This window comes from Burkholderia sp. CpTa8-5 (assembly GCF_017815045.1).
GTDB lineage: Bacteria > Pseudomonadota > Gammaproteobacteria > Burkholderiales > Burkholderiaceae > Burkholderia > Burkholderia sola.
Window position 1 is genome coordinate 1 of the sequence record NZ_JAGIQD010000002.1, and the last position, 16,444, is coordinate 16,444.

General features: G+C 64.2%; 12 protein-coding genes. All 12 read left to right on the forward strand.

Annotated elements, in window-relative coordinates; all coding sequences use genetic code 11:
• Positions 1 to 233 precede the first annotated feature (233 nt).
• The 12 genes from J8I35_RS03450 (at position 234) to J8I35_RS03505 (ending at position 16,391) form a co-directional block, all read left to right on the forward strand.
• Positions 234 to 1,253: a hypothetical protein gene (locus tag J8I35_RS03450; RefSeq protein WP_124594911.1), complete on the forward strand. Its 1,020-nt coding sequence runs from the start codon at positions 234 to 236 to the stop codon at positions 1,251 to 1,253.
• A gap of 397 nt (positions 1,254 to 1,650) precedes the next feature.
• On the forward strand, positions 1,651 to 4,734 hold the full coding sequence (locus J8I35_RS03455; protein WP_209924507.1) for an ATP-binding protein: 3,084 nt from the start codon (positions 1,651 to 1,653) through the stop codon (positions 4,732 to 4,734).
• Positions 4,735 to 4,853: 119 nt separating this feature from the next.
• Positions 4,854 to 5,042 (forward strand): hypothetical protein, encoded by a 189-nt coding sequence (locus J8I35_RS03460; RefSeq protein ID WP_205781944.1) that lies wholly within the window; start codon positions 4,854 to 4,856, stop codon positions 5,040 to 5,042.
• 368 nt (positions 5,043 to 5,410) lie between these two features.
• Complete coding sequence (locus tag J8I35_RS03465; protein WP_050018240.1) at positions 5,411 to 6,085, forward strand: response regulator; 675 nt, start codon at positions 5,411 to 5,413, stop codon at positions 6,083 to 6,085.
• Positions 6,086 to 6,164: 79 nt separating this feature from the next.
• Positions 6,165 to 9,209 (forward strand): hybrid sensor histidine kinase/response regulator, encoded by a 3,045-nt coding sequence (locus tag J8I35_RS03470; RefSeq protein WP_209924508.1) that lies wholly within the window; start codon positions 6,165 to 6,167, stop codon positions 9,207 to 9,209.
• A gap of 567 nt (positions 9,210 to 9,776) precedes the next feature.
• Entirely contained in the window at positions 9,777 to 10,325 is a 549-nt protein-coding gene (locus tag J8I35_RS03475; RefSeq protein ID WP_209924509.1) for a fimbrial assembly protein, read from the forward strand.
• A 249-nt stretch (positions 10,326 to 10,574) separates the two neighbouring features.
• Positions 10,575 to 12,734, forward strand: a complete 2,160-nt coding sequence (locus J8I35_RS03480) for a TcfC E-set like domain-containing protein (protein WP_209924779.1) — start codon at positions 10,575 to 10,577, stop codon at positions 12,732 to 12,734.
• 49 nt (positions 12,735 to 12,783) lie between these two features.
• Entirely contained in the window at positions 12,784 to 13,425 is a 642-nt protein-coding gene (locus tag J8I35_RS03485) for a pilus assembly protein (RefSeq protein WP_245170106.1), read from the forward strand.
• The gene (locus tag J8I35_RS03490) at positions 13,416 to 13,898 is read left to right on the forward strand and encodes a hypothetical protein (RefSeq protein WP_245170085.1); all 483 of its coding nucleotides are present in this window, start codon (positions 13,416 to 13,418) and stop codon (positions 13,896 to 13,898) included. Before J8I35_RS03485 ends, J8I35_RS03490 begins: the two co-directional genes overlap by 10 nt.
• A gap of 148 nt (positions 13,899 to 14,046) precedes the next feature.
• A complete protein-coding gene (locus tag J8I35_RS03495; protein WP_209924511.1) occupies positions 14,047 to 15,063 on the forward strand; it encodes a hypothetical protein in 1,017 nt (338 codons plus the stop codon).
• 8 nt (positions 15,064 to 15,071) lie between these two features.
• Entirely contained in the window at positions 15,072 to 15,620 is a 549-nt protein-coding gene (locus J8I35_RS03500; RefSeq protein WP_209924512.1) for a hypothetical protein, read from the forward strand.
• A gap of 87 nt (positions 15,621 to 15,707) precedes the next feature.
• Complete coding sequence (locus tag J8I35_RS03505; protein WP_209924513.1) at positions 15,708 to 16,391, forward strand: hypothetical protein; 684 nt, start codon at positions 15,708 to 15,710, stop codon at positions 16,389 to 16,391.
• Positions 16,392 to 16,444: the final 53 nt, after the last annotated feature.

The window sequence follows — 16,444 nt, forward strand, 5'->3', positions numbered from 1 at the left end:
GTCGTCGCGTTCATCGACGCGTACAACAAGATGGTCGTCGCGCTGCGCAGCTACAAGGCGCAGGACGTCAAGGGCGGACTGGGCCGCGGTGGGCAACTGCAGGTCAATTGACGTCGCCGGGCCGGCGGGGGCCGCCGGCCGACTCCTGATTTCTGATTCTTGATGGTCGGTGCGCGCGGCGTGATTCGCGCGTACGGGCTTCGTTCGTCCCGTTCGTTTGGAAGGTGATCCCGATGAAAGCCGTTGCACTGATCGCATTGACCTGCCTCGCGCTCACCGCTTGCGGTGGCGACGACAATTCCTCGCCGGCTTCGTCAGGCGGATCGGGCACGAGCAACAACGGCGGCAGCGGCGGGACAGGCGGCACGGGTTCGGGCGGAACGGGTTCCGGCGGCAGCGGCGGTTCGGGTGGTTCCGGCGGCAGCACACTGACGTGGCGCTACGAGGCGCAGCCTGTTGCGGCCGACCAGGCGGGCTTCCTGACGCTGGTCAACAGCGAAGGCGCGAAGGGCTACCGCTATCTGGGCGACTACTTCTACAGCGCGGCCAACGGTGGCACGCAGTCGATCTTCGTGAACGACGGCACCGCTCAGACGTATACGTACCAGTTGCAAACGGCGTCGTCCGACATGACGTCCTTCGTCAACGCGGCAAACGCGCAAGGGGCGAGCGGCTACCGGTACGAAGGACCGCTCACGTACGGCGATCTCTATCGCAAGGACGGCGGCTCGTCGGCCACGTACACGTACACGACGACCGGCCTGCCGGCCGATGCGAACGCGTTCCTCACGCAGGCGAACGGCCAGGGCCAGTCGGGCTACTGGTTCGTCGGCCCGCTGATGGTCGGGGCCGCGCAGGCGAACGTATACATGAAGAACAACGCGTCGAACGCGACCTATACGTACGACGCGCTGGCGCCGACGTCGACCGTGAACGACTTCATCGCGCAGGCCAACAGCGAAGGCGCGAAGGGTTATCGTGCGAAGGGCGCGATGGCGTTCGGCACGGCGATCTCGTGGATCTACGTGAAGGACCAGACGCAATCGCCGACCTTCACGTACCAGTCGGCCGCGATCCAGTCGACCGGCGCGAGCTTCGTCCAGCAGTCGAACACGTTCGGTGCGCAGGGCTCGGCCTACCTGAGCGACCTCGCGCTCGGTTCGCCCGTGCCGGCGATGGCGTCGTTCTATTTCACGCCGAAGAACTGCACGGGCTTCCTGTGCACGACGCTGAATCCGCTCACGCAGAACTGAGCGGAAACGTCCGGCGCAGCAGCGTCGCGCGGGGCAGTCATTCGCGAATGACCTGCACGCGTCCCATCGAGTGCCTCAGGTGCGACCCGCGATGCGTGTCCGCATCTTTTGCCGCCGGCTTGCCGGCGGCATTTCGTTTACGCGTACACCGCGCGTTGCCGTTCCCCTGCGTGACGCAGCGGCCCGGATCACACGAAATGTCGCATCAAAGACTCGGTCAAGTTCAAAACAATTATTCAAATTATTCAGACGAGTACTAAAACGGCCTGCATCGACTGATTTCCCCCGAGTCGTTTGGCATGATCGGGACAATTCCATCCCTTTCATTCCATCGTGACGTCCGTTCGGGCCGAGCATCCGCTCGACCGCGGAACCCGACGCGTCGTCGCGCCAGGCCATGCCGTACAGCACGCTTCAGTCCATTCGCCGCTATCAGAGCATTTCGATGTTCGGCGGCGCCATTGTCGTGACGATCCTGATCCTCGTCGCCTGCGGGCTCGGGATCGTTTCGATCGTCTACGGCTACCTGGACGGCGAGCGGCGCAATTTCCTGAACGGCGTCGAGGAAACCGTCGACGAGATTCAGGTGAGCGAGACGTCGTTCCGCAACGGCGTCGCGAATACGCAGCTGATATGGCGCGAGCTGGACCCCGCACCGGCCGACGTCGTGGACGGATTCTTCGCCAACGGCGAGCAGCTCGCGATCAAGCCGTATCCGTCGCTGGTGGTCGGTGTACCGGGCCAGACGGCGCAGCGCGACGAGGTGGCGCGCTATCTCGCGCTGTCGTTCATGCTGTCGCGCATCTGCGCGGCGAGTTCGCTCAATCGCGGGCGCACGTTGGAGGGGTACCACTACAGCACCCGCACGGGACTGTTCGGTCTCGTGCCGCATCTGTCGCGCGACAATCCGGCGCTGGCTACCGCCGATGCGCGCGCGCACGTGCTCGACGCATTGCGCATCGACTTCACACACACGCCCGAACTCGGTGCGGACGGTCGGCCGCACGTGCACTGGCTGCCGCCGTACGTCAACCCGGTGACTGGGCAGGCCCGCATCCGGATCGCCGCGGAGGCGCGTGCCGACGGCCGGCCGTTCGCGGTGCTCGTGACCGAGTATGCGCCCGAGTATCTGCTGTCGTGGCTGCAGGATCGTCATGCGACCGGCGTGTTCTTCATCACGGCCGCCGACAACCGGCTCATCACGGTCGATCCCGCCGTCGAGCGCACGCAGGCGCTCGATGCGCGTCTGCTCGAGCTGGACGTCGCGCACGGGCTCGCGGCGCCCGCCGAGGCGATGTTCCGCGACGGCACGATCGTGTTCCGCGGTCCGCTCGGCGCGACCGGCTGGACAATTGCCTATGCGTTGTCGTGGGCCGATGTCGCGGCCGCGATCGGCGTGCAGGCCGGTGCGCTCGTCGCGACGTCGCTGCTTGCGATCGCGGTGATGTGGCTGCTGTTGATGCGTTTCTACCGGCGCGTGCTCGTGCCCGTCTACGCGCGCTCGGCCCGCGTGTTCGACAGCGAGGATCTGTGCCGCAGCGTGATCGGGATGGCGCCGGTCGGCATCGGGCTCGTGTCGCTGGCCGATCGCCGCGTGATTCTGGCGAGCGACGTGCTGACGCAGATGCTCGTACCGTATGGCGGCGATCCGCAGGCGCTGACCGCGCAGGTCCTCGCGCAATACGAGGTGTTCATCGCTGACGGCGGGGCCGGGCGGACGATGATGACCGAACTCGTGCTCGACGCATTCGGCGCCGCGTCGCTGCATCTTGAGGTTATCGCGCACGGCGCCCGTTACCAGGGCGAGGACGTGATGATCGCGGCCTTCGCCGATACGTCCGCCCAGCGCCGGCTCGTGCATCAGCTCGAGGAAGCCGTGCGCGCGGCCGATTCGGCGAATGCAGCCAAGTCGTCGTTTCTCGCCGCGACGAGCCATGAAATCCGCACGCCGCTGAATGTGATCCTCGGCAACCTCGAGCTGCTCGAGCGCACGGCGCTCGATGCCTCGCAGCAGAGTCGCGTACAGACGCTGCGCGCATCGGCCGAGGGCCTGCTCGCGATCGTCAGCGATATCCTCGATTTCTCGAAGATCGAGGCCGGTGCGATGTCGGTTGAGTCGATCGAGTTCGACGTGATCGCCGTGATGGAGCGCCAACTGACCGCGTTCGCGTCCGTGGCGAAGGCGAAAGGGTTACCGCTGTTTGCCGATATCGATGCGAGCGACGCGCAGCGCATGCGCGGCGATCCGACGCGGCTCGCGCAGGTGGTCGGCAACCTGTTGAGCAACGCGATCAAGTTCACGAGCGAAGGGCGCGTCGTCGCGCGCGTGGCGGTGGGACGCAACGCGCGCGGCGCGCCTGAGCTCGCGATCGGCATCGAGGATACGGGCATCGGGATCGATCCCGCGCAGCAGGCGAGGCTGTTCAAGCCGTTTTCGCAGGTCGACGCGTCGATCACGCGGCGCTACGGCGGCACGGGGCTCGGGCTCGCGCTGTGCGATCGGCTGGTCGCGGCGATGGGCGGGACGATTTCGGTCGACAGCGCACCGCGCGTCGGCAGCCTGTTTACCGTTCGCCTGCCGTTGCGCATGGCCATTGCGCCGAAATGTCCGGTCGGCGCGGGCGCCGGGCAGACGCTGATCGTCGTGTCGCCGGAGGATGCGTGGCGCACGTTCGCGTTTCCCCATCTGCGCGCATGGGGTTTCGATGTCGCGATGCATCCGAGTCCGATCGGAATGGCCGCCGGGTGCCTCGCGCGTGCTCACGCGATCGTGCTCTTCGGCGATTCCGATCGATGGCGGCGCGACGAGCTCGACAGCCTCGGAGGGGGTACGCCGATCGTGCTGGCCACCCCGGACGGCCCGCTGCAGCCGGACGTTGCGGGCCGCACGATTCGCGTGTCGAGCTATTCGCTGAGCGGGCTGCGCACGGCGATCGGGCAGGCGCGGGTCGCGACGGCGGAATCGCGGCGCGGGACGCGTGGCGCTGCGGATGCCGGCCGGCGGGCGGTGCCGGCGGTGCCGGCATCCGATGCGCGCGGGCTGAGGGTGCTGGTTGCCGACGATACGTCGGTCAACGGCTCGATCTTCCGCGAACAGCTCGACGTGCTTGGCTATACGGTCCGCTGCGTGTCGTCCGGCGCGGCGGCGCTCGATACGCTGGCGAACGGTGCATGGGAGGTGCTGCTGCTCGGCGCCGACCTGCCCGACATGCCGGCCCGTGAACTGGCGGAGGTCGTCCATGCGCGCGCGCTGCCGTGCGACATGATCGCCGTGGTATCGCACCTGGGGCCGGACGACGCAAGGCGTTATGCGGTATCGAACGTCGAATGCGTGTTGACCAAGCCCGTGACGCTGGCGGACCTGCGCCGCAGTCTGGCGCGCATCGCGCGGCGGCGCGGGACGGGCGCGCCCGCCGAAGCGGCAGACAGGCGACGGGCATCGGATGCGATGGCCGCAACGGTGGATTGGCCGGGACGATAAGAAAACGACACGCGAAGGCAGCGCAGACCGCCGGCGTCAAACAGGGAAGGCAGACACGCGGCATCGTGCCGGTGCCGCGTGATTTCGACTGAAGAAGGAAGGGTAAGGCCGTGCGCTATATAGGAAAGGTGTTCGGGCTGCTGCTTGGATTCGCGACGTTGCCGGAGAAATCCAGACGGGATTTCCTCACGAAGCTGAACGAATTCATGATGATGTCGCCGTCGCAGAAGCGGCGGGCCATCACCGAGTGGCAGCACGCCGCGGGCGATGGAGCGGATGAACCGGGCAAGTCAGTGGACAAACGATAGACAGGCTGCGGCTCGGGCCACCCCGCAGGGCAGAACGGATCGACGGCGTTGGGGCGCCGTCGATTGGGCGTGCATGGGCGGCGGATCGCCGAAAGGGTCTGCCGCGGCAAGGCCGTGCCCGGTCACGGCGGATGGCGAGGCGACTATTGCGTCGAGCCCCGGCCGCTGTGCGTGGCCGCACGCCGGTGCTCCCGGTCGCACTCCGTCGCATTGAGGCAACGCAGAACCCGCCTATTATCTTAAAATTACGCTGCGCACCGCCCGGTTCGCTGAACACCGCAACGCGATCGTGTTGCGAGATGGATTCGAATCCCGGCGCGTCGCACAACATGGCACGTCGGGCCGCGTGTATCGGGAGAAGAATAGAGATGGATGAATTTTTTGTGCGAGTGATGGTGGCAGACGATCATCCATCGTCCGCACTCGGGATGTCGCAGGCACTCGCGGGCAGCAGCACGATCAGGCTGCTCGGTACTGTCTCGAATTCGACCGACCTGGTGGCGATGCTCGACGAGCAGCAGAGCGACGTGCTCGTCGTCGACTACGTGATGCCCGGCGGCAAGTATGGCGACGGTCTCGCGTTGCTGTCGTTTTTGCAGCGCCGCTATCCCGCGCTTCATCTCGTGACGATCACGATGATCGACAACCCGAGCGTGCTGCATGCGATTCAGCGGCAGGGTGTCGGATGCATCCTCAGCAAATCCGACGCGATTTCGCATCTGGTCGGCGCGGTACACGCCGCTTACGTCGGCGCGAATTATCTGTCTCCGTTCGTCAAGCAATTGCTGGAGGGCACCGAGTCGTCGTCGGGCACACGGGTGCTGACGGCCCGCGAGATCGAAGTCGTGCGACTTTACGGGGCCGGCCTGACGGTGGGTGAGATCGCCGTTCAGCTTCACCGCAGCAAGCAGACGATCAGTTCGCAGAAGTCGAGCGCGATGAAGAAGCTCGGCATCGTGCGCGATGCCGACCTGATCCGCTACGCCAGTGAAGGCAAGCTCCCGGACATGCCCGGCGCCGACGCGCCGGCGCACGGCGAATAGCGGCATGCGATGCGCGATCCGGTGCCGGTTCCGGCGGCGAGCAACGGCTGCCGGCACACGTTTCGGCACGCGATAGTCGATGCCCGCCAAACTGAAGCGATTCGCCAGCCAGGTCGCCAATGCCGGCCGCAAGCCGTTTGATCCCGGCCGGGTGCGCCGTCAGCAGCAATTTCTGCTGTACGGCGGCGGGATCGCGGTCACGCTGTTCATTCTGATTTGCGCCGCGCTCGTCGTGCGGCTCGACGTGCAGGAGCATCGCGCGCAGGTGCGCTCGACGTTCCTGTTCCGGGAAGCGCAGTTCTTCGGGAGCATACAGGCGGCCGACATGGTGCTGGCGACCGTCGGGAGCAGGATCGAGCAGCTCTGGAATCAGGGCGCGCGGCCGTCGCCCGACGCGCTGACGCAATTCTCGGTGGCGGGCGGCGTGCTGGGCGTGAGCGACGGCGCAGGTCGCGAGATGCTGCTTGCATTGGCGGACATCACGCCGGATCGCCCCGCCGCGTCGTATGCGGGCTATCTCGGTGCGTTGCTCGGCCTGGTTCGGAAGGACGACCGGTCGGGCCCGACGCCACCCGCGCAGCTTGCGCCCGGCGCCGAACCGTTCGGTGGCTACCTGATCGGGCTCGATGGCCGGTTTCTCGCCGTGGTGGGGCCGGGGCTCGTCGCACGCGCCCGCTCCCTCGAGCCGGGCACCGATCTGACGGCGCTGATTGCCCGGTTGATGCCGACCGGGGCCGCGAAGCAGAAGACGTTGATACAGAGCCGGCTGGTCATGCTTGATCGCCGTTTCGACTCGTTGTCAGGACGGGACGTCGTGCGGTTCGCGCGTCGGCTCGACGACGCGGCCGGGCGTCCGTTCGGATGGCTCGTCGTCAACGGGGCCTACCGGGTCGACGACGCGATGATGCCGCGTTCCGACGATGAGGACGTCGCGGTCGTCGATGCGCGCGGGAACATCGTCTTTGGGCGCGAGCGCGACCCGGCGATGATCGAGCGCGCGCTGGGCGACGCACGCGATTCGTTCGGCGAACACGTGGTCGTGCGGCGGGTTGGCGCGCGCTATGTCGTCTACGATCGCTTGCCCGGGTCCAGCCTCGTCGTGATGACGACTTTCTCGTGGCGCAGCGTATTGACGGCGACGTTCGTCCGCGTGAGCGTCACGCTCGGCGCCGCGCTGTTCGGCATCGTGCTGCTCTGGTCGACGATCGTGCTGTTCGATCGTCGTGCGCTGCGTCCGGCGAACCGGCGCGCGATCCGCCTGATCGAAAGCGAGGCATTCAACCGGACGCTGATCCGCCACGCGCCGGCCGGGCTGCTGCTGCTGTCGGTGGCGGACGGCGAGACGATGCTGCGCAACGATGCGGTGCTCGCATACGACCGCGGCGTGCCCGGGCCGTCGCTCGGCAAGCGCATCTGGCAGGCCTACCGCGAGCGCCACGCGGGCAGCAGCGCCCGGCGCGGCGTCATGCAGCACGAACTGGTGATCGAGCACCCGGATCACGACACGGTCTATCTGGCGGCACAGGTCGTGCGAACCCGGTTCCGTGGCGTCGATGTGTTGCTGTGCACCTTGACCGACGTCACCGCCCGCAAGCTGACGGAAGACAAACTGAAGGAAGCGCGCATGGCGGCGGATGATGCGAACAAGGCGAAATCGACGTTCCTCGCGACGATGAGCCACGAGATTCGCACGCCGCTGAACGCGATCGTCGGCAACCTCGAGCTGATGGCGCGCGCCACGCTGCCGTCGATGGAGCAGCGCCGGCTGCAGACGGTCATGTCGTCGTCGGATGCGTTGCTGCGCGTGATCAACGACGTGCTCGATCTGTCGAAGGTCGAATCCAACCAGATGGCGCTGGAAGCGGTTCCGTTCGATGTGCGTGCCGTTCTGCACGATGTCGCGGCGATCTTCCGCCCGCTCGCGGACGCGAAGCGTCTCGCGCTCGAATGCCGGATCGCGCCGGAACTGGCCGACGGTTACGTCGGCGACCCGAGCCGCCTGCGTCAGATCGTGTCAAATCTCGTCAGCAACGCGATCAAGTTTACCGGGCACGGCAGCGTGACGATCGATGCGCGCTTGGCCGGCGCATCGGGCGACCGGCGCGGCGTCGAGATCGCGGTGCGCGATACCGGAATCGGCATTCCTGCGGAAGGCCTGCCGACTTTATTCGACGTATACGTTCAGACCGATCCGTCGATCTACCGGCGCTTCGGCGGCACGGGGCTCGGGTTGCCGTTGTGCAGGCGTCTCGCGCGGTTGATGGACGGCGAATTGAGCGTCGAGAGCCGACCGGGCGCGGGTGCGACGTTCACGGCGTCGCTGCCGCTGTTCGACGCGCCGCACGGATGGCGGGCCGCGTTCGACGAACCAGAACCCGAGGCGCCGGCGCTCCCGATCCATGCGGACGACGACACCCCGCTGCGCGTGCTCGTGGCGGAGGATCATCCTGCGAGTCGCGCGCTGCTGCGCGATCAGCTCGATGCGCTGCATTGCGACGCCACGCTCGTCGCGAATGGTGTCGAGGCGATGCGCGCGTACTTCCAGCAGCCGTTCGACGTGGTGCTGACCGATCTCGGCATGCCCGAACTCGATGGCTTCGCGCTCGCGAATTTCCTGCGCGAACAGGGCGCGACGGTGCCGGTGATCGCGATGACCGCGCACGCGACCGACGAGGACCGGCGCCGTTGCGCGCAGGTGGGGGTGGTGGAAGTCGTGCTCAAGCCGCTGTCGATCGATGCGCTCGAGGCGGTGTTGCGTCGGCACGGGGGGCAGGGTGCCGTTGCCGGATCGAATCCGTCCGATTCGGGCGATCTGTCGGCGCTGGCCATGACGAACGAGATGCGCGAGAAATTGCGGAGCTCGACGCTGCGCTCGCTCGCGACGATCGACGATGCGCTGCTGCGCGGCGATGTCGATCCCGTCAGGGTCGAATTGCATTCGATGCGCGGCGGTTTTGCGCTGGCGGGCGATACCGACGCGCGGGACGCATGCGCACAGGCTGAACGGACCTTGTCGCAAGGCGGGTTGGCCGCATTCGAGCCGGCGTGGCCGGCATGCCGGGCCGCGATCGAGGGCGCCCTCGGGCGGCTGCCCGGAGCCGGCACGTTGCGCGGGCAAGCCTGACCGGCCCGCAGAAGCCGGGTAGCCGCCAAAACGGAACGGCCTGGTTCGCGCGGCGCCCTCCTGGCCACGAACGATGTGGTCGCTTCGACGGGCTGCCTCCCACTTGCCTTCAACTCATCCACCGCGCATCGCGCGCAGTACTGCGCCCGACGCCAACCCCGGCACTTCCTGCCAATGCGGCCGTACACGGCGCTCGCGCATGAACCGGCCGAATTTCCTTCGAACTCGAACGTAGCCGGGACGGCGGCACGAGCGTCACCTCGCTCCCGGTCCGCCGAATTCGACTTCAGCCGTTGGATATCTGCGCCCGGGGCGGCGTGTTGTGCGTTTCCGTCGGAATAATCGACAACTTTAGGATTGTTCCGGCAATAAAACACGTTGAATTTTGGGGATTTTTATATTCGTATTTGTACGAGCGATTTTGGAAGATTTTCTTGGTTCGTCCTATTTGAAGGTGAGTCAGGTTAAAAGAAACTTGCCTCGTGGAAACAAACACTATTCCACGAATCGAGTGCCGATTGGGATGCGGCATTTCATTTTAGAAACTCGCCTTATAGAGACCAACTGATGAAACTCAACAAACTCGTTCTGGCACTGGGCGTGACCACGGCGCTGTTCGGCATCGCTCACACGGCGCAGGCTGACACGGTATCGAAAAAGATCACCCTGACTGCGCAAATCAACGATGCCATCTACGTGTCGAAGCCGGATGGCTCGACGTGGTACGGCACGGAAGAACTGAGCGCGAACGACTACACGCAATCGAAGTTCTCGAAGACGCTGCCGGTTCGCGTATGGACGAAGAACCCCGATTTCAACATTTCGCTGTCGCAGCCGCTGAAGATGTCGAACGGCAACTATGAAATGAAGAACGCGAAGGTCACGTTCGGCAGCGCTGCGGGCGCCTCGGAAGTCAAGTTCGGTGCGCCCCAGAAGATCACGCAAGTGGTTTCCGGTAGCGGCGGCTTCGACGAAGTCCACAACCTGAACATCAACGTCGACGCACCGACCATGGTCGGTTCGAACAGCACCAACGGCAGCTACAGCGGTGATCTCGTGATGGTGTTCGAGCCGGTTGCAGCAGCCGGCGGTGGCGATACGCAGACCACGAAGTAACCCGGCCGTCGTCTCATCGCGAAGCCCCGCCTCCGGGGCTTCGCCCCTCGCGTTGTTCCTGTGCCCAGACGGTGTCGCCGATCTGGAATCCGATTCCGCGCCTGTCCCAAAGAGAATAACGTGTTGACCTATCGAGCGCCGTTCCCGTTCAATAGGCTGTGGCTCGGTGTATTCATGTTCATCTCGTCACAGTCGTTCGCCGAAGTCAAGGTATCGTACGGCGTGCCTGAAGGCTTTAGTGCGGCCGAGATGGACGACAGTGCGAATTACGTCGCGACGTTCAACGGTAAGACATTGCCGGGATTCGTGCGTTATTCGGCGACGGAAGCGGTACTCGATTTCGATGCCGAAAAATATGCGGCAAACGGCGTTTCGCCGAGCGATGTCGACATTATCCGCAACGTCCTTTCCAAGGTCGACTACAAGCGTTGCAGCAAAGGCTGCGATATCGAGGTCGACGGTTATTTCGTCTCGGTCGACAAGCTCCGGCGCTCGATATCCATTCGCGATTCGCGCGAGGATTACTTCGCGCCACAGACGAATTTCGGGCTGGTCAACAACCAGTCGATCGATTTCCGTGCGTCGTCGGGCGGCTATCGCGCCGCCAACCTGAATGGCGCGAGCTGGGTCGGCCTGCCGTCGCGCAGCTTCGGCTACGTGAGCTGGTACGCGAACCACACGCAAACGCGCGGGTCGAGCTACGGCTCGCAGGGCGTCTCATCGTATTACCTGCAGAAGAACTTCGCGCGAACCTACGTGCGGGCCGGTAAGCAGAACAGCATCGACTACGCGTCCGGTTCGGTCAGCACGCTGCTGTCGCCGAGTTTCGACCAGTTCGTGACGTTGGGCAGCCAGACCAACCTGCAGGTCGATCGCAGTGCGGGTTCGCTGGTGCTGTACGCGACGGCGGAAGGCAACTACGAGTTCTACCGGAACGGCCGCCTCATCATGAAGCGCCCGGCCGTGCTCGGCCGCAACGAGCTCAGCTTCGCGGATCTGCCGGGCGGCTATTACCCGGTGCAGGTGCGTCTCGTCGACCGCAACGGCAACGTGGTCACGCAGGAAATCCGCGAGATCAACAACGTCAACTTCGGCGCGGCCGGCAACAATGCGTGGCATTTCACGGTCGGCAAGGAGATGAGCGAGCGCGGCGGCTTCCTGATGGAAGCCGCGATGAGCCGGAACTTCCGCCAGTTCTACATGAATGCGTCGACGCTCGTCGGCCGCGGCGGCGACTGGGCGGCGGAAGTGAACGTCACGCGTCCGACGCGGATCGGCGACGTCGACCTCACGCCGACGCTCGGTGTGCTGGCGGGCGAACGCAAGGCAGGCGGGTATGTCAGCCTTGCCGCGTCGAGCGAACTGCTCGGCAGCTTTTCGGCGAGCCATTACCTGAACAATGACGTGTCGCGGTTCTATGCCGGCTCGTCCAGCACCAGCGTGTCGTACAGCCGCACCTTGCGCAAGGCGACGGTCGGTTACAACTACCAGAAATCGGGCTTCGGTGCGACGCACCAGGGGGAAGTGCGCTGGAACTATCGGCCGAACGGCTTGTGGGCAACCTTCGCGCTCGGTGTGCAGAAGGGCAGCTTCAGCCGTACGAGCGGCGGTTATGGCGTGTATTTCAACATGACGATGCAGCTCGACAAGGTCCAGGCGAGCTTCAGCGCGGCGCGCTCCGGTGGCCAGACGCAATTGAGCGGCGATTACCGGAAGGATTTCCAGGACGGCTTCGGCACGACGACGCTCGGGGTCACGGGCAACCGGATCAATTCCGACTACGGCATCAACGTGTATGGCACGCGCTCGGGCACGCGCGGCGATGCGTCGTTGAACCTCGGCTACACCGCCGATACCGCCAACGTCGATTTCAACTACCGCGGCATGGTCGCGGCCAGCAAGGACGGCGTCGCATTCGGCCGCTACAGCAATGGCGGCAGCGCGATGTTGCTGCGCACGCCGAAGCTTGACGGGATGAAGTACGGCTTCAACGTGGAAGGCAGCCCGGTGGGCGGTGGCAGCACCTATGCGGTGCCGCTGAATACGTATTCCGACCTCGCATTCGCGCGCGTGTACAGCAATAACGACAAGCTCGACATGAATATCGAGGTGCCGGCCAACATCGTCCGGGCGCATCCGGGGCAGGTGTACTCGGCCGACGCGAAGGTCGACATCAACATGATCTACAGCGGCTTCCTGAAGGATGCCGATGGCAAGCCGGTGAGCGGCAGGATCGTCGAGACCGGCGACGTCGCGCATCGCAACGGCCTGTTCTCGATCGTCAGCAAGACGCTGCTGTCGCGAATCACGGTCGACCGGGACGGGCATCGGTACACCTGCAGCCTGAAGGATACGAGCGGCAACGATTTCCGCTGCGCGCTGCCCGGTCTCAACGAATCAACGGAGTAAGCGCATGAATGTCAAATCAAAGTATCGGGTGCTCGCGTTGCTCGCGCTGATGTGCGCGGCGGTCCGGCCGGCACTGGCCGAAGGCGAACTGATGGTGATGCCGGCCGCCACGCGCGTCTACAGCACGCACGACCAGAAGGTGACCGTGCGGAACATGGGCGATGCGCCGCTCTACCTGTCGATCACGCTGCAGAAGGTCATGAATCCGGGCGTGACGCCCGAGCAGAAGGTCGACCTCGGGCAGCTGGACAATCCGGGCATGCTCGCGAGCCCGGACAAGCTCACGCTCGGCCCGGGCCAGAGCCGGCAGATCGAGCTGAAATCGTTGATGGAGCCCGCGCAGGAAGAAGTCTACCGGCTGTACGTGGTGCCGATCCGGTCGCTGAAGGTGGAAGAGGCGCCGAAAGACAAGATCACCGCACCGATGTCGGTGGCCATCGGCTACGGCGTGCTCGTCCGCCATTTGCCGCCGCCGGGCAAGCTGAAGGTGGCCTGGACACATCGTTGCGAGGAGGGCGGCATCACGCTGGAGAGCACCGGCAACGTGCGCACGTTGTTCTCGAACGTGTCGTATGACGGGGTGAAGCAGCCGCAGACCATCGCGGTATTTCCCGGCACGCCGCAGCATTTCGCAACCCGGCGCATGACGCTCAGTGTCGACGATGCGCCCAGGACACTGCAATGCCCCTGATGCAACGCGTGCCGCGCTGGGTGCCGGGTGCGTTGGCCCTGCTCTGCTGCGGCAGCAGTCTGGCGGCGGGCGTCCTGAAGTTGTCCCGTACGGAACTGACGTTGTCGCAGGACAAACCCGCGAGCGAACTGTGGGCGGAAAACGTTGGCGATACACCGTTGTATCTGGACATCACGCAGCAAAGGGTCTCGAATCCGGGGGAATGGCCGGAGCGTCTCGTGCCGGTCGAGGATGTACCCAGGCCGACGTTGCTGGTCCTCCCCGATCGACTGGTGCTGTCGCCAGGGCAGAAATACCGGATGGCGCTGAAAGAACTCGTCACGCCGGATCAACCTCAAGTGTGGCGGGTGACATTCCGGCCACGGGAGCACGTTGTCGTCGACGTCGATCAAGAGGGCGGCACGACGGCGCCGCTGTTCGTCAGTATCGGCTATGGCGTGGTGATCTATCAGTTGCCCGATGCGAAAAGGTAACGACGCAAGCGTCGCAATCGACGGCGGATCGCTGGATGCTGGATGCAGCGATCGGAGAGGTGGGTGCGGGTTGTGAATCCAAGGTGACGTGCGATTCGAGCTCAAATGGCATATCGCGAGTCGGTGGAATTTTCTCGGAGTATTTGAAATGAGTGGAATCGGCTTTGACAGAGGCTTGTGCAGAAAATGGTTGAAATTCGCACTGATTTCACTGTTTGCGATATTCGCCGGGAAGGCTCATGCTTACGTTTTGATTCTCGACAATTTGAGCAATGGATACAGTGCGTGTTCATGGCGGGATAATGGAGACGGAACCAGTACCGTCGACCTGTCAATTGCATATAAGGAGCAGCAAGGACACACGGGTGACAGGGGTTTCTACTCGAGAGGGTTGCTTGTCTATACTTATGATCGGAATGGAAGGCTGAGCGAAAGCGCTGCGGTTGCAACCGACGTCTATATGGGCGATGTCAAACATCAGGCATTTTATACCGGGATCGGATATGTCATGTATCACGGTGCCGGGTATGGGTCTCCCTATATTAGCCCGTGGAAAACGCGAGATCCGTTTGTTGCGAGTGTCAGGCTCACGATATCGAATCAGGCAGTTTCTTCCTGGCCGGCTATTGGCGTTCGCGCCGGGAATTATACAACTGGTGACGACGTGGGTGAAATATCCGGGGTCGCCTATATTCGCAGAGGGGAGAATACCGGTAACTGCAAGATCGTGGTGGACCCTTCGGTGCCGCCGCCGCTGGACATTGCAATCAACATGACCGCTCCCGACTGGAACCTGGGCGATTTGCCGCGAGGAGATTCGCAGAAGACGTTATCCGATATGACGAATCAGCTTTGCTTCACCTATTCCGGCAAAGACGTCAGCGGAAAGCGCTTCATCATCAACGCACGCAATGCCAACGGTGTGGCCGCGAACCGTTACAGGCTCAAGCATGTCGACGACGCGTCGCAACTCATTCCTTACGACATCACGTTGAACAGCGGCGCATCAACGCTAACGTTGCCGAACGCGTCGAATGCGACGTTGCCGCTCGGCAGTTCGGGCAAGACGTGTTTCGTGCCGACGTTCAAGACGACAGTCGACGCCAATGCGAAGGATGGCGACTACAGCGATGTGCTCACGTTTACGGTCGTTACCCCATCGTAGGAGGTCGCGTGAAAAAACACGTTCTGGAAAAATGTCTGATTGCGGCGCTGCTGCTGCCGGCTGTTTCGCTCGCGGACACGGTGAAACTGACCGGCAAGACGACGAGCCGGGTGACTGCTCACGTCTCACGGCCGAACAACCTGTTCGTGACGGACGATAAGGGCGGCTGGTTCGATCAGGGGCTGGAAATGCGGCAACTCGGCGCGTGGGATACGCCGTTCGAGGTGCACGCACGATTGAAGGTCGTGTCGACCAGCGGGACATTCCAGGTCCGCCTGGATTCGCCGCCGGCCATCACGCACCAGTCGAATCCCGCGCTGGCGTTCCGAACCCCGACCGTCAAGCTCGGCCTCGAAGGCGGTGCATCGAAACCGCTGGTCGTCGGCCGGGGGACGGAATTCCAGAATCCGGCCGCGCCGGGAGCGGGCGACGATTCGGTGGGCTACTACGATCTCGGCATCGCCGCCCTTCCTCCTGCCGGCGATTTCAAGCGCACCACCGGTACCTACAAAGGGATATTGTCGATGACGTTCGAACCCGTGATCAAGGCGCCTTGATCGTCGAGATTGGACTAAGCGTTCATCGAGCGGCATCGTCGCCGGCCGCACAGGAAGCAGGGCGAATCGGTTGAGGGCTATTTCCGCATGAAGCGAATTTCGCGCGCGTTGTGGCGTGCCGCCTGCGCGGCCACGCTGGCTGTTCCGGTATCGGCGGTCGCAGCGATCGACATGATTCCGAAGGAGGTCAGCCTGGAGGGCAAGGCCACGTCGGTTCAGGTGACCAACGACGGAGATCGTACCGAGTACGTCAGCGTGTCGTTGTCGCAGCTGCTGAATCCCGGCGTGTCGCTGGAAAACGAACGTCTCGAACCGGTTGGCGATGTCGTCCAACCGTCCCTGTATGCATATCCGTTCCGAATGAGCCTGGCGCCCGGGCAGACGAAGACCATCACGCTCAAGGCATTGCGTTCGGTCGAGACGGAGACGGTTTACCGGCTGGACGTGAAACCGGTCACCAAGGTGCTCGGCGCCGGCCGTGCAAACCCGTCCGCCAGGGTTGTCGTCAATCTCGCATTCAGCGGGATCGTGCGTCAGTTGCCGGCCACGAGCCGGAATGGTCTCGCTGTCGCATGCGAAGCGTCGGGGGCACGACTGACAGCCACCGGCAATGTCCACGAGCGCGTGGAGGGCGCCAGAGCGGATGCTCGAATCCTCGACGCCTTCAACGTCTATCCCGGCGTGCCGCTCCCCGTGCCCGGGCGCGTCGTCGAAATTCCGGGGCATTCCGTCTGTGACGGGGACGCCGCGGTGCAGGCGCGTCCCGATTGAACGCGCATCGACGGCATTCAAGCAATACGCCGTCGCGTACGGGAACATTCCAC

Bases quoted from the DNA above. Each gene is read 5' to 3' on its own strand.
- J8I35_RS03450 (WP_124594911.1), top strand. From the start codon at position 234: ATGAAAGCCGTTGCACTGATCGCATTGACCTGCCTCGCGCTCACCGCT.
- J8I35_RS03455 (WP_209924507.1), top strand. From the start codon at position 1,651: ATGCCGTACAGCACGCTTCAGTCCATTCGCCGCTATCAGAGCATTTCG.
- J8I35_RS03465 (WP_050018240.1), top strand. From the start codon at position 5,411: ATGGATGAATTTTTTGTGCGAGTGATGGTGGCAGACGATCATCCATCG.
- J8I35_RS03470 (WP_209924508.1), top strand. From the start codon at position 6,165: ATGCCCGCCAAACTGAAGCGATTCGCCAGCCAGGTCGCCAATGCCGGC.
- J8I35_RS03475 (WP_209924509.1), top strand. From the start codon at position 9,777: ATGAAACTCAACAAACTCGTTCTGGCACTGGGCGTGACCACGGCGCTG.
- J8I35_RS03480 (WP_209924779.1), top strand. From the start codon at position 10,575: ATGGACGACAGTGCGAATTACGTCGCGACGTTCAACGGTAAGACATTG.
- J8I35_RS03485 (WP_245170106.1), top strand. From the start codon at position 12,784: ATGTGCGCGGCGGTCCGGCCGGCACTGGCCGAAGGCGAACTGATGGTG.
- J8I35_RS03490 (WP_245170085.1), top strand. From the start codon at position 13,416: ATGCCCCTGATGCAACGCGTGCCGCGCTGGGTGCCGGGTGCGTTGGCC.
- J8I35_RS03495 (WP_209924511.1), top strand. From the start codon at position 14,047: ATGAGTGGAATCGGCTTTGACAGAGGCTTGTGCAGAAAATGGTTGAAA.
- J8I35_RS03505 (WP_209924513.1), top strand. From the start codon at position 15,708: ATGAAGCGAATTTCGCGCGCGTTGTGGCGTGCCGCCTGCGCGGCCACG.